The sequence below is a fragment of the [Bacillus] enclensis genome, assembly GCF_001456935.1.
GTDB lineage: Bacteria > Bacillota > Bacilli > Bacillales > Bacillaceae_B > Rossellomorea > Rossellomorea enclensis.
This window is the reverse complement of sequence record NZ_KQ758482.1, coordinates 1,152,320-1,165,340: the sequence shown is the minus strand read 5'-3', so window position 1 is coordinate 1,165,340 and position 13,021 is coordinate 1,152,320. Positions and strand designations below refer to the sequence as shown.

The following is a 13,021-nucleotide window of genomic DNA, read 5'->3' as shown; positions in this document are numbered from 1 at the left end:
GTGGAAGAACTATACGGTGTGATTGGAGATCCGATTGTCCACTCCATGTCCCCTGTCATGCATAATGCAGCGTTCAAGAAGGCTGCAATAGATGCTTCATACGGCAAATTTCATGTGACAACGGATGCATTGCCTCAAGCCATTAATGGAATCAGGGCGCTGGGCCTGCGGGGGATCAACGTAACGGTTCCCCATAAGACAGCCGTCATATCATTATTGGATGAGGTGGATCCCCTGGCACAGTCCATCGGGGCCGTAAATACTATCGTGAACCGTGAAGGAAAGCTGATCGGCTTCAATACCGATGGTTTGGGGTTTGTGGAAGGTCTGAAGAAGGAAATCAGCGGCGGTTTATCAAATAAGTCAGTATTGATCATCGGAGCCGGCGGTGCTTCCAAGGCGATCTATCATACCCTGGCCGCTTTGGGGGTAAAGAAGATCGACCTGGCCAACCGCTCGGAAGAAAAAGCCGCTGCCATGATCGGCACCTGCCCGGCGGGGGTGGAATCACATTACCACGGGCTGAATCAAGCCGAACGGGTATTGCACCTCTATGATATTGTCATTCAGACGACTTCAATCGGGATGTATCCCCGAGTCGGTGAATCCCCCGTCAGCATTGAGAGGGTCAAGGCCGGAGCGGTGTTCAGCGATATCATTTATAATCCCCTCAAGACAACTTTTTTGAAGCAGGCTGAAGAAAAAGGAGCCATCATACAAAACGGCATCGACATGTTTGTCCATCAGGGGGCGCTTGCATTCAATAAATGGACGGGGGTCACCCCGGATACGGATCTAATGAAAAAAGTAGTGTTAAAACAACTGGGAGGTACACAATGTTAAAAGGGAAACAAAAGAGATATTTACGTTCGGAAGCACATCATTTATCGCCGATTTTCCAAGTCGGAAAAGGCGGCGTCAATGAGAATATGATCAAACAGATTGAGGAAGCACTGGAAAAACGAGAGTTGATGAAAATCAGCATCCTTCAAAACTGTGATTGGGATAAAACTGAAGTTGCGGAAGCGCTGGTCGAAGGCACAGGTGCAGAACTTGTCCAGGTCATCGGGAACACCATCGTTCTTTACAAAGAATCAAAGGAAAATAAGCAAATCACTCTTCCAAGATAAAGGTGGAAGGACTATGAAGAAAAAAATAGGGCTCTTGGGAGGTACATTCAATCCTCCCCATATTGGCCATCTTATCATTGCCGAGCAGGTCCTTGAAAAAGTTGGGCTGGATGAAATCCGTTTCCTGCCGAACCGTGTTCCTCCGCATAAAGAGAAGGATGAAACGGTATCGGCTGATCAGCGGCTGAGGATGCTCGAGGGTGCGATTAAAGGAAACCCGAAGTTCGGGGTCGAACAAATCGAACTTGAAAGGGAAGGCACATCCTACACATATGATACAATCAAAGCTCTGACCGAGAGAGATCCCGAAATCGATTATTCTTTCATCATCGGCGGGGATATGATTGAATATCTCCCTAAGTGGCACAAGGTGGAAGAATTGATTGAGATGGTGGAATTCATCGGCGTGAACAGGCCTTCTTATCGTCATGAAACCCCATATAAACTGCACTATGTGGAAGTGCCGGACATGGCCGTTTCTTCCTCCTTCATCCGGGATTCCGTGAGAAAAAAACAATCGATCCGGTATCTTGTGACCGATGAGGTGTATCGAATCATAGAGGAGGAGAACCTGTATGGATAGACAGAAAGGGCTGGATATAGTGAAGGGGCAATTGACGGAGCACCGCTATATCCATACTTGCGGTGTGATGGAAACGGCGGTCACACTTGCCCGTCAATACGGGGCTGATATAAAAAAAGCCGAAACAGCCGCCATCTTTCATGATTATGCAAAATTCCGCGATAAAACTGAAATGAGGCAGCTGATTGAGTCGGAAGGGCTGCCTGCCGATCTATTGGAATATAACAGCGAACTTTGGCATGCTCCTGCAGGCGCCATACTTGTAAAGAAAGAGACTGGCATAACGGATGAAGAAGTGCTGAATGCGATACGCTGGCACACTTCGGGATGCGATCATATGTCCATCTTGGATAAAGTGATCTATCTAGCGGACTATATAGAACCCGGCCGCCAGTTCCCAGGAGTGGAAGAAGTCCGGGATTTGGCTGAGGAATCCCTGGATAAAGCATTGATAAAAGCCTTGCAGAATACAATCATGTTTTTGATGAAGAAAAACCAGGCCGTCTATCCGGATACATTCCGATTTTATAATAAACTGGTATTTGAACAGAGGAGATGAAATGATGGAACAACCTTTAGTGGAATTAGCATATAAAGCAGCGGATGACAAGCGTGCAGAGGATATCGTTGTCCTTGATATGAAAGGCATTTCTATGATTGCGGATTACTTCCTGATCTGCCACGGAAACTCAGATAAGCAGGTTCAGGCAATCGCCCGTGAATTGAAGGACAAGGCCGAAGAAAACGGATATTCTGTGAAACGCCTTGAAGGTTTCGACCAGGCACGATGGATCCTGGTGGACCTCGGGGATGTCGTGGCGCATGTGTTCCATAGAGATGAGAGAGGTTATTACAACCTGGAACGTCTATGGGGAGATGCCTCGCATGTCGAGGTCAGCGAAAGTCTTTAATGAGTTACGAACGATTTGCCTATATCTATGATCATCTCATGCAGGATGTGGATTATGACGGATGGCTTGATTTTGTAAACCGACAGTCGGAAACATATGCTGCAGAAGGGAAAGACATCCTGGATATTGCCTGCGGCACGGGGGAATTATCCCTGCGCCTTGCAGGGAACGGTTATTCTGTCACCGGCATCGACTTGTCTGAAGATATGCTGGTCATGGCTCAGCAGAAAGCACAGGAAAGAAATATCATGCTTTCTCTTTTCCAACAGGATATGTCCCGTTTGGAACTGCAACGGGAATATGGGCTGATCACAATATTTTGCGATTCACTCAACTACCTTGGAAAAGAGGAAGATGTAATCCATACATTCAGAGGAGTTTATAACCATTTAAAAAAGGACGGACTTTTTATGTTTGATGTCCATTCCCTTTATAAAGTGTCGCAAATCTTCATGAATCAAACATTTACCCATACAGATGATGCTGTATCCTATATATGGGATTGCTTCCCGGGAGAAGTTCCAAACAGTGTCGAACATGAACTTACTTTCTTTGTTGCCGACGAAAAGACCGGGCTGTATGAAAGGGTGGAGGAACTTCACAAGCAACGAACATATCCTGTTTTGCAGCTTACGGAATGGCTCGCTAAAGAGGGATTTGAGGTCCTTGATATTTCTGCGGATTTCACGGAACAGCCGCCTTCCGACGATAGTGAGCGGTTATTTTTCACATGCAGAAAAAAATAAAACCGGGTGAGATTTATAGATCTCCCCGGTTTTTTGAAGTTGAAGCAGGAATTCGACGATTTGTGTCGAAATAAAAATAAAGAGTCCATTCAGACTCCGAATTGAGATTTTGTCTCCGCAATGTCATCTGTAAATTTCTCCTGAGTCGCTTGAAATAACTTCTCGAACACCTCTCCCAGTTCTCTTTCCATTACATCGATGCCCTTGCCTGTGACGCCGCCTTTCACACAGACCTTCTCCTGCAGTGCAGGTAATGTGTAGATTTCTTTTTTCAACAGATCCCCCAACCCGACCAGCATCTCAGATGCCAGTACCGTAGCCGTTTCAGCATCGATTTCTGTAACTTCGACTGCCGCATTGATAAAACGCTGTGTCAGATAACTGAAGAATGCAGGCCCGCAGCTGACAATGTCGGACGCAACCCTTGTCACTTCTTCCCTTATCAATACCGGAGTCGATATATGTTCAGCGAGTGTGGTCAGAGTCCCCTTCCAATGTTCAGTACAATCACTTCCGAATGTCAGCAGGGAAACCCCGCTGAGCGCCCTGTTCGTGATACTCGGTATGAAACGTGCGCAGGAACATGGGAGGATCGATTGCAGCTGGTCTACACTGACGGGACTGGTAATGGACACTGCACATTTGTCCTCGGTGAAGCAGTCTTTATTTTCCTCTATCACACGATAAACATCATGAGGTTTGACACAAATGAATACTATATCAGAAGATTTGATGACTTCTTCACTGGAATTCAAAACATGGCCGCCGGTAGTCTCTTGAAGTAGCTTCGCTTTCTTCAATGTCCTGTTCGTCATGTATAGTCTTGAAGGGAAAATTGCCTTAGACTCGATAAAGGCTTCAATGATCACTTTCCCCATATTCCCCGTTCCGATGATGCCTACTTTCATGTGCAGCCCTCCTTCTTCCGCATTTTTTCTCTCAGGTGCTTTTTCCTGAAGCTTTACACAATCTACTATAGGATACTGTTCTCCTACAACTTATGAATTGCTCCAAGCGAATATTCCAAACGAGGTGATTTAGAATCATGCACCCCCTCATTGAAAAACACAAGGCACTTTTAATGATAGCCGCACTGGGTACGGCGATAGTATTGTTTTATTTTCTTAATACTTCTGACGGGCAGCCCGACGAAAACGAACTTGCTTCCATGACTATAGAGACAAAGGAGCCTGAAGGAGAGGGCGGGGAAGCACCCTCTGAAATAGCTGCACCACCAGTAGAGGAAAGTGTATATGTTGATGTGAAGGGCGAGGTGAATAAACCGGGTCTATACGAAGTCAAGAAGGGGGAACGGTTGAAATTTGTCATCGACAGAGCCGGGGGGTTCACCGCGAAGGCAGACAGCAAGCTCATCAATCTTGCCATCAGGGTAACGGATGAAATGCTGATTTATGTGCCGGGGGAAGGGGAGGCAGCCACACAATTTCCGCTCATTCAAGAAACTTCGGCTTCATCGGGGGGAGACGGTAAAATCGATCTTAACGAAGCTTCTCAAGAAGATTTCGAGACATTGCCGGGAATCGGTCCGGCGAAAGCCGCCGCTTTCGTGCAGTACCGGGAGGAAAACGGACCATTCGCCAGTATCGAAGACATCAAAAACATCTCAGGGATCGGGGATAAAACCTTTGAAAAATTACAAGAATTAATTTTTGTACAATGAATTGACGAATCATCCAGACAATCTATACACTTAAAGAAAGATGCATTCATCACGAAGGGAGAAAGAGAATGAAAAGAATTGCTTGGCATCAATATTTCATGGCTCAAAGCCATCTGCTTGCCCTTAGAAGCACCTGCACCCGGCTGACTGTCGGGGCGACCATCGTACGTGATAAACGGATCATCGCCGGCGGATATAACGGTTCAATCGCAGGCGGTGACCACTGTATCGATGAAGGCTGCTATGTCATTGATAATCATTGCGTCAGGACCATCCACGCGGAAATGAATGCACTCCTTCAGTGTGCGAAATTCGGAGTCGGTACCGACGGAGCGGAAATCTATGTAACCCATTTTCCTTGTCTGCAGTGCTGCAAAGCCATTGTTCAAGCGGGTATCAAAACGGTCTATTATGCAGAGGATTATAAAAATCATCCATATGCTGCCGAGTTGTTTCAACAGGCAGAGGTGCGGGTGGAGAAAGTACCTTTTCACGAAAAAAGCCTTGATCCCAAAAATAAAGAAAAGTCCGGCTTTGTATTGCAGCTGATTGAAGAACTTCGTCATAAAGGCGGAGACCCTGAAGCCATTGAGAAATATGAAAAGCAGTACATAGATCTTTTCAATGAATAAATCCCTGCCAGCCTTCCTGCTTTTTTTTGCGGCGGCAGCAACATTATCCGGAACCCTCCTGGCACTTCAATCCTATTATTGGGGTGCCTTCTTCTTTTTCGCACTCTTTGCCGTGCTTTATCTAAGGAAATCTCCTTTATATGTGTGGCTTATCAGCTTCTTCGTATTCATTTCTGCAGCATTCATGTCTAATTTCCATGAAAGTACTCAGCACACCCGTTTATCAATAAAAAATCCCCTTCCATTTCTGACGATCGACTCCCTCCCTGAGATTGATGGCAGCTCCCTGCGCGGTTTTGGCAAGCTTGATGGTGAGCGGATTGTATTCCGTTATAAAATCCCTTCCGAGGAGGAGCTCAAGCGTACAAAAGCACTCAAACCGGGCCACACCTGCCGTGTAAAAGGGGAACTTACTGTGCCTTCTCAAAACACAAACCCAAATATGTTCAATTATAGAAGATATTTATACGAGCGTGATATCCATTGGATCTTAAAGGTGGATTCTTTTGAAGAATGCAGGGAGTCCGAGGATGGATGGGAATTTTCACTGATCCGCTGGAGGGCGTCAGGCTTAAATTATATCGAAGACAAGTTTCCTCCCGGGACCGTTGGAATGACTCAAGCACTGGTTTTTGGGGAGACGGGCAAGATATCGCCTGAGATGATGGACGACTACCGGTCCCTGGGCATCGTCCATTTACTGGCGATTTCGGGGCTGCACGTCGGGCTTGTTTTCGGTATGTTATACTTCATCCTTATCAGGGCAGGTGTCACGAGGGAATCAACACTTTGGCTGTCAATAGTGTTTTTGATTTTTTATATGGTGATTACAGGCGGTGCCCCGCCGGTGGTGAGGGCTTCCAGCATGCTCATCATACTGCTCATCTTCAGAAAGTCACCTTTTACTATAAGCACATTGGATAGTTTATCGATTGTTTTCATGAGCCTTCTCTTTATGGATCCTTATTCAATCTTCGACATCGGTTTTCAGCTCTCTTTCACTGTCAGTTACAGCCTCTTACTATCTTCTTCATCCATTTTAACCGCTGAATCCCCATACTTACTTCAACTATTCAAAGTCACAGCTGTCGCACAATTATCTTCGCTGCCCATCATGATTTTCAACTTTTATGAGTTTTCCATTATTGGATTTGCATCCAACTTACTATTTGTCCCTCTTTTTTCGCTGATTGTTCTTCCCATGGCTTTGATCACGTTTCTTAAAGAGCTTTTTTTGCCCTCAGGCATGGAGTGGCTCAATATGATATATGGTCTTATTGTCAGTGGGATAGAGGCGCTTTCATCATTATTGGCAGCTTTTCCATTTACTACATTGATCCTCGGGAAACCACAGGATTACATCATGATTTGTTACATTTGTTTAGTGCTGGCTGTTTTTAAAGGCATGGAAAAAGGGGAATGGGGACTTCCGTCATTATTTCTGTCCGCCTTTATTCTTTTGCACATCGTCTGGACTCAATTCAGTCCCTTTGGTGATGTGGTTTTCATTGACGTGGGCCAGGGTGATGCCACTCTGATCGATCTGCCATATAATCTGGGGACGTACCTAATTGATACCGGAGGCACGGTTCAGTTTCCAAAGGAAGACTGGGAAAGAAAAACAAAACCATTTTCCATTGATGAAGATGTGATCCTGCCGTTCCTGAAAAGTAAAGGAATCACAACGATTGATAAACTTCTGCTTACACATGGTGATTTGGATCATGTCGGGGGAGCGGCAGGTCTGGTAGATAAAATAAAAATAAAGGAAATTCTTATCACCCCTGGGAGTGGTAATAAAAATGAGATGAGGGAAATCCTCTCACTTGCAGAAAAAAAGGATGTTCCGGTCAAACAAGTGCTCGCACCGTACACCTGGAAAGCAAAGGATAACATCTTTCATATTCTCATGCCGATGGATGATATATATGAAGGAAACAATGACTCACTTGTTGTATATTCTGAAATGGGAGGCCTGAAATGGCTGTTCACCGGGGATTTAGAGAAGGAGGGAGAAAAAGAGTTGGTGGATACATATGAGGTTAAGACAGATGTGTTGAAAATCGGTCATCATGGCAGCGGAACTTCATCTAGCGGGATCTTTCTGGAAGAGCTGAAACCGCAGATAGGGGTGATCTCCGCAGGGAGGGATAATCGTTTCGGTCATCCTCATCCGGATGTGGTAACCCGGCTGAAGGATCAGGGAGTGGTGATTCACTCCACAGCAGAGCATGGGGCATTGACTTATCGTTTTTTGGGAAAACGAGGAACATTTTCTGCCCAGCTCCCATAGTATGTAGTACCAACACACATTAAGCGCTAAAGAAAAAGGGGCAGACCTCAGAAAGTGTCGGGCCTTCAACCCAATTTATGATACTTATGTTCAGTACCATATATGGAAATTGAAGAAACCGGTTCTTTTTGGGTCTTCCCCTTATCTTCTTTCTTTTCATTAAGATCCAATCAGCTTAATGACAGTCCCAATAATAAACATTGTTGCAAAGAATCCAAAAGAAACGATAAAGCCGACGCCAGAATCTACAGCATCATTTCTCTTTGATTGAACATTTTTTTCGAATTGGTTCACAACTACCCCTCCTATTTCTATTCTAGTATAGAACATCGGATTTAAAAAATCTATACTTCACTTGACATTTTCCTTTACTGACAAGAGTTGTCACCTATAAGTTGCCCTCAGAGGGGTGACACTAATCACAACAAAGGAATACCGTCGGCATGAAAGTGTCCTAGGTCTTTCATGCATGACGTTAATATAGATATAGGGGGTGTCCCTCTCAGTCTGGGCGTCCCCTTACCACTTGTCAAATCCCCAAACCTTTTTTAACATAGAGTAGATAAAAGAGATATTGGAGAGTGCTGACTTGGTTATAGATACTTGGAAGAAAATTGAGAGATCTCAGTTTGCGTCAATATATTTAGTATATGGAAATGAATCCTTTTTAATCAACGAAACAAAGCAGCGAATCATATCTGCTGCTTTAACGGAAGAAGAAATGGATTTCAACTTTTCACGGTATGATTTGGAAGAGACGCCTGTAGAGGTGGCTATAGAAGATGCCGAAACATTTCCTTTCATGGGGGAAAGAAGGGTCGTCATCCTGGACAACCCTGTTTTTCTGACAGCCGAAAAGACGAAGGAAAAGGTAGAGCACAATATCAAAAAGCTTGAACAATACATACAGTCCCCTGCTCCGTACACTATCCTTGTTCTGACGGCACGGTATGAAAAGCTGGATGAAAGGAAAAAAATCACGAAAGCCCTCAAGAAAGAAGCTGAAGTGGTCGAGGCCAAAAAACTCAACGAAAATGAGCTGAAAGTATGGGTCCGGGAAAGGGCTGCTGCCAATGCCGTCCAGATTGATGAGGATGCAATAGAGCTTCTTTTGACACTGGCAGGAACGAACCTGATGATGCTCACCCAGGAGCTGGACAAGCTGGCCCTCTATGCAGGTGATACCAATCACATCGATTCAGCTGCGGTGGAAAAATTGACCGCCCGCTCACTTGAACAGAATATTTTTGCGCTTGTAGATAAAGTAGTACAGAGGAGGATCGATGAAGCCCTCCGCATCTATTATGATCTCCTTAAGCAGAATGAAGAGCCGTTGAAAATACTCTCGATACTGGCCGGACAATTCAGGCTGATCTACGGGGCTAAAGAGTTATCTAGAAAAGGATACGGACAGCAAAAGATTGCTTCTTATCTGAAAGTGCATCCTTTCAGGGTGAAGCTTGCAGCCGGCCAGGCGAAGCATTTCAATGACAGTCAATTGGCTGCGATCATCGAAATGCTCTCGGAAGGGGATTACGAAATCAAAACAGGTAGAGTCAAAAAAGAACTCATGATCGAGATGTTTTTATTGAAATTGAATGATTTATAAGGCATTTACAGGATAAACGCGGATTTTCCGGGTCATAAGGCAGCTATTTTTAGGAACTTGGAACCTATTCAGAAGTGGAATGGAAGGATTGAGCCTTTACTTTAACGAATTGTACCTTACCTTAAATGAATTCTACCTTTCACTTACATAATTGCACCTTTGTTTGGAATCATTGTACCCTTCAAACCAACAATTGCGCCTTTGATGTCGAAAAATCTTCAGAAACTGATACAGTCCGAATGCAAACTAATTAAAAAAACCACTGGAGGGAGCTCCAGTGGTTTTCTTAATTGTCTAGCTCCAGCGCCTAGCCCCTCGAGACGTTTCACCCCGACGAATGAAGTCAAAGAACGACTTCACCCCTCGGGCCTCCAACGCTTTTCGGGGCTGATCAAGGCACTTGCGCTTTTCGAATTAGTTTGCTTTTTTCATTAGACGTGATTTTTGACGACTTGCAGCGTTTTTGTGGATAAGACCTTTTTGAGCTGCTTTGTCTAATTGACGAATAGCGTCGTTTGTTAATTCTTTAGCGTTTTCAGCACCGTTAGATGCAGCAGCTTCTGCTTTCTTCACAGCAGTACGCATAGAAGATTTTACAGTAGCATTTTGAGCGTTGCGCTCGTTGCTAGTTTTAACACGCTTGATAGCAGATTTAATGTTTGGCATTCCTGTCACCTCCTAAAAAAGGATCGAGATTCTATGTGACTCGATTTTAATTCCTAATCTATTAGAACAAATGATATTTTATCAAACGAATGGCGAGATTGCAATACTAAGGAGTGAAAATAAACAAGTGAATGAAGCCATCAATAAAAGGCAAACATAAAAAATAATCATGAGATTCTTTGATTGGAGGTAACGGGTAAATGAGTAAAGAAAAGAAAACGAAACAAGATGAAATAGATTTGAGTGTTTATTCAGTACGCACAGATCTCGCCGTTGAAGCAAGGGAGATGGTGATCTCCCAAAAAGATCAGAAAGATTCCGTTGATAAGAGTGATGTCAATTCTGAAATAAAAGGAGTGGTCATAAAAGAAAGAGAGGAAGAGGGGGTGAAAATTTCCCTCGTCACCATTACACCGGAGGGTGAAGAGAACATCGGGAAAAAAGCGGGAAACTACCTCACGATCGAGGCGCACGGAATAAGGGAGCAGAATACTGAACTGCAGCAGCGCGTAGAGTCGGTTTTTGCGAGGGAATTCAGTCAGTTCCTTGAAAACAACAAGATTGGAAAAAATGCAAGCTGTTTAATTGTCGGGCTTGGAAACTGGAATGTCACCCCCGATGCTCTGGGTCCGCAGGTTTGCGAAAATGTCCTCGTGACAAGGCATCTGTTCGAACTTCAGCCGGAATCAGTCGAGAAAGGTTACCGTCCGGTCAGTGCCCTTGTGCCGGGTGTAATGGGGCTGACAGGCATAGAGACCAGTGACATCATTTTCGGGGTAGTTGAAAAATCAAAACCTGACTTTATCATCGCAATCGATGCCCTTGCTTCCCGCTCCATTGAACGTGTCAACTCTACCATCCAGATATCCGATACCGGGATTCATCCCGGTTCCGGGGTGGGGAATAAGAGGAAAGGACTCGACCAGGAAACACTTGGTGTCCCGGTCATTGCCATCGGGGTCCCAACGGTGCTTGATGCAGTGACGATCGTAAGTGATACAGTCGACTTTCTTTTAAAGCATTTCGGAAAAGAATTGAAAGAGGGCGGACGTCCGTCCCGCTCGCTTGCACCTGCAGGCCTTACGTTCGGAGAGAAGAAGAAGCTCACCGAGGAGGATATGCCTGGAGAAAAACATCGTCAGACTTTCATGGGGATCGTCGGGACGCTTGAAGATCAGGAAAAGAGGAAGCTTATACATGAGGTGCTGGCACCGATCGGACACAATCTCATGGTTACCCCTAAAGAGGTGGATGTCTTTATTGAAGACATGGCAAACCTGGTTGCGAACGGCTTGAATGCAGCATTGCATGATGCAGTTAATCAGGAAAATACCGGGTTTAAGACAAGATAAAGATGAACACAAGAAAGCTGCGGAGGGATATATGCCGCAGCTTTCTTCCATTTCGTGATATTAAGAAGTTTTGGATCTGATGAAAACTTTCGATATCACTGTTTATACCGCAAGTAAAATCCTCATAATGACTAGTAAAAGCAGTTCTACTACATCTATCAAATGCATAGCTTGTACTAGAGAATAACTTTTAGGAAGGGTGAGGTTATGAAATCATACAAAGCCACTCCTTATGCAGCTGCGGTTAATATGAAGGATATTTTCAAAGGAGTCATCATCCTTCTCATCGTGCTGCTTTCAATTTTTTCCTTGACAGGCCTCCTGACTTCAATGAAGCCGGGATCCAGAATCACATCCGACTCAATTAATGAAGCGGCTTCCGGTTTGAATGGTGAAGTACTCTATAAATTGCTTGCGCTGGAGAACAGGTCATTTAATTCGATCCTGGACGGGGAAGAAGGTCTTCCGAATCTATCATCTCTACTATTCAAGACAGCGACCAATATCCGTTTCAATGACCTGCGGAGTTTACTGGGGAGGGAACTCCCGGGCTTCTCAATCTTTGATGGGAATATCCTGGTGGCCGGGGAAGGTACTGATTTTACGAATATGCCCATTGAATCAGTCCCGCCCGAGGAAGCACTGGATCTTGAAAAAGAAGCTGAACTTAAAAATATGGATGATATTCATAAAGACGGCAGGGATGCGGGTACATCGGCAGTGACCGCGGAGGATAAGAAAACCGTACTGCTTTACTTTACTCATACACGTGAATCGTACCTGCCATATCTGGACGGAGTATCAGATCCGGACTCTGCGATGCATTCGAAAATCAATGTAACAAAAGTCGGCGAAATGCTGAAGGCGGAGCTTGAACAGACGGGTATCGGGACCAGTATAGATAAGACGGATATCATCCAAAAGCTGAACGACAAAGACCTCGCTTACTTCAATGCCTACCAGGAATCACGTCCTTTGGTACAGACGGCGATGGCGAAAAATGAAAATCTACTATATTTGATTGATATTCACCGGGATTCTCAAAGGAAAAAAGTGACCACTGCCGAGATAGGCGGGAAAAAATACGCGAAACTTGCTTTTGTGGTCGGAGAAGAGCATCCGAATTACGAGCAGAACCTAAAGGTGGCAAAGGAACTGCACGAACTCCTGGATTCGAAATTCAAGGGTCTTTCAAGAGGAGTCATAGCAAAAAAAGGAAGCGGCACGAACGGTAAATTCAATCAGGACCTTTCGGGTAATGCACTGCTTCTCGAATTTGGCGGTGTTGATAATACATTCGAAGAGCTGCAACGGACAGCCGGAGCATTTGCTGAAATATTCTCTGACTATTATTGGCAGGCTGAAAAGGTGGATCACCATCTTTCCCCTGAACCGGTAAAGCAGTAAACAAAGGGTGA

Annotated in this window: 15 protein-coding genes; 12 read left to right on the top strand and 3 right to left on the bottom strand. The window is 44.8% G+C overall.

Annotated elements, in window-relative coordinates; translation table 11 throughout:
• Genes aroE through AS034_RS05870 form a run of 6 tightly spaced genes read left to right on the top strand, consistent with a single transcriptional unit; the run spans window position 1 to window position 3,370 of the window.
• Complete coding sequence (gene aroE / locus AS034_RS05895) at window positions 1-843, top strand: shikimate dehydrogenase (RefSeq protein WP_058297831.1); 843 nt, start codon at window positions 1-3, stop codon at window positions 841-843.
• Complete coding sequence (gene yhbY, locus AS034_RS05890; protein WP_032087574.1) at window positions 837-1,130, top strand: ribosome assembly RNA-binding protein YhbY; 294 nt, start codon at window positions 837-839, stop codon at window positions 1,128-1,130. Before aroE ends, yhbY begins: the two co-directional genes overlap by 7 nt.
• 13 nt (window positions 1,131-1,143) lie before the next feature.
• Window positions 1,144-1,713, top strand: coding sequence for a nicotinate-nucleotide adenylyltransferase (locus AS034_RS05885; RefSeq protein ID WP_058297830.1), 570 nt, complete (start codon window positions 1,144-1,146; stop codon window positions 1,711-1,713).
• Window positions 1,706-2,272: a bis(5'-nucleosyl)-tetraphosphatase (symmetrical) YqeK gene (yqeK, locus tag AS034_RS05880; protein ID WP_058297829.1), complete on the top strand. Its 567-nt coding sequence runs from the start codon at window positions 1,706-1,708 to the stop codon at window positions 2,270-2,272. The genes AS034_RS05885 and yqeK overlap by 8 nt, the downstream gene beginning before the upstream one ends.
• Window position 2,273: 1 nt before the next feature.
• Window positions 2,274-2,624 (top strand): ribosome silencing factor, encoded by a 351-nt coding sequence (gene rsfS, locus AS034_RS05875; protein ID WP_058297828.1) that lies wholly within the window; start codon window positions 2,274-2,276, stop codon window positions 2,622-2,624.
• Window positions 2,624-3,370 (top strand): class I SAM-dependent DNA methyltransferase, encoded by a 747-nt coding sequence (locus AS034_RS05870; RefSeq protein ID WP_058297827.1) that lies wholly within the window; start codon window positions 2,624-2,626, stop codon window positions 3,368-3,370. Before rsfS ends, AS034_RS05870 begins: the two co-directional genes overlap by 1 nt.
• Before the next feature lie 89 nt (window positions 3,371-3,459).
• Here AS034_RS05870 and comER read toward each other — a convergent pair whose 3' ends face one another.
• Complete coding sequence (gene comER / locus AS034_RS05865) at window positions 3,460-4,278, bottom strand: late competence protein ComER (protein ID WP_058297826.1); 819 nt, start codon at window positions 4,276-4,278, stop codon at window positions 3,460-3,462.
• A 137-nt stretch (window positions 4,279-4,415) separates the two neighbouring features.
• Between comER and AS034_RS05860 the strand changes: the two genes are divergently transcribed.
• From AS034_RS05860 to AS034_RS05850, 3 genes are all read left to right on the top strand, one after another.
• A complete protein-coding gene (locus AS034_RS05860) occupies window positions 4,416-5,051 on the top strand; it encodes a helix-hairpin-helix domain-containing protein (RefSeq protein ID WP_058297825.1) in 636 nt (211 codons plus the stop codon).
• A gap of 68 nt (window positions 5,052-5,119) precedes the next feature.
• On the top strand, window positions 5,120-5,683 hold the full coding sequence (locus AS034_RS05855) for a ComE operon protein 2 (protein WP_058297824.1): 564 nt from the start codon (window positions 5,120-5,122) through the stop codon (window positions 5,681-5,683).
• Complete coding sequence (locus AS034_RS05850) at window positions 5,676-7,976, top strand: DNA internalization-related competence protein ComEC/Rec2 (protein ID WP_058297823.1); 2,301 nt, start codon at window positions 5,676-5,678, stop codon at window positions 7,974-7,976. Before AS034_RS05855 ends, AS034_RS05850 begins: the two co-directional genes overlap by 8 nt.
• A gap of 159 nt (window positions 7,977-8,135) precedes the next feature.
• On the opposite strand, the gene AS034_RS22265 is transcribed toward AS034_RS05850, so the two are convergent.
• Window positions 8,136-8,270: a YqzM family protein gene (locus tag AS034_RS22265; RefSeq protein WP_032087583.1), complete on the bottom strand. Its 135-nt coding sequence runs from the start codon at window positions 8,268-8,270 to the stop codon at window positions 8,136-8,138.
• 295 nt (window positions 8,271-8,565) lie between these two features.
• Between AS034_RS22265 and holA the strand changes: the two genes are divergently transcribed.
• A complete protein-coding gene (gene holA, locus AS034_RS05845) occupies window positions 8,566-9,585 on the top strand; it encodes a DNA polymerase III subunit delta (RefSeq protein WP_058297822.1) in 1,020 nt (339 codons plus the stop codon).
• A gap of 414 nt (window positions 9,586-9,999) precedes the next feature.
• Here holA and rpsT read toward each other — a convergent pair whose 3' ends face one another.
• Window positions 10,000-10,251 (bottom strand): 30S ribosomal protein S20, encoded by a 252-nt coding sequence (gene rpsT, locus AS034_RS05840; RefSeq protein ID WP_032087585.1) that lies wholly within the window; start codon window positions 10,249-10,251, stop codon window positions 10,000-10,002.
• 200 nt (window positions 10,252-10,451) lie between these two features.
• Between rpsT and gpr the strand changes: the two genes are divergently transcribed.
• The gene (gene gpr, locus AS034_RS05835; RefSeq protein WP_058297821.1) at window positions 10,452-11,603 is read left to right on the top strand and encodes a GPR endopeptidase; all 1,152 of its coding nucleotides are present in this window, start codon (window positions 10,452-10,454) and stop codon (window positions 11,601-11,603) included.
• A gap of 207 nt (window positions 11,604-11,810) precedes the next feature.
• Window positions 11,811-13,010 carry a stage II sporulation protein P gene (gene spoIIP / locus AS034_RS05830; RefSeq protein WP_032087587.1) on the top strand — a complete coding sequence of 400 codons (1,200 nt, stop codon included), beginning with the start codon at window positions 11,811-11,813 and terminating at the stop codon, window positions 13,008-13,010.
• Window positions 13,011-13,021 lie beyond the last annotated feature (11 nt).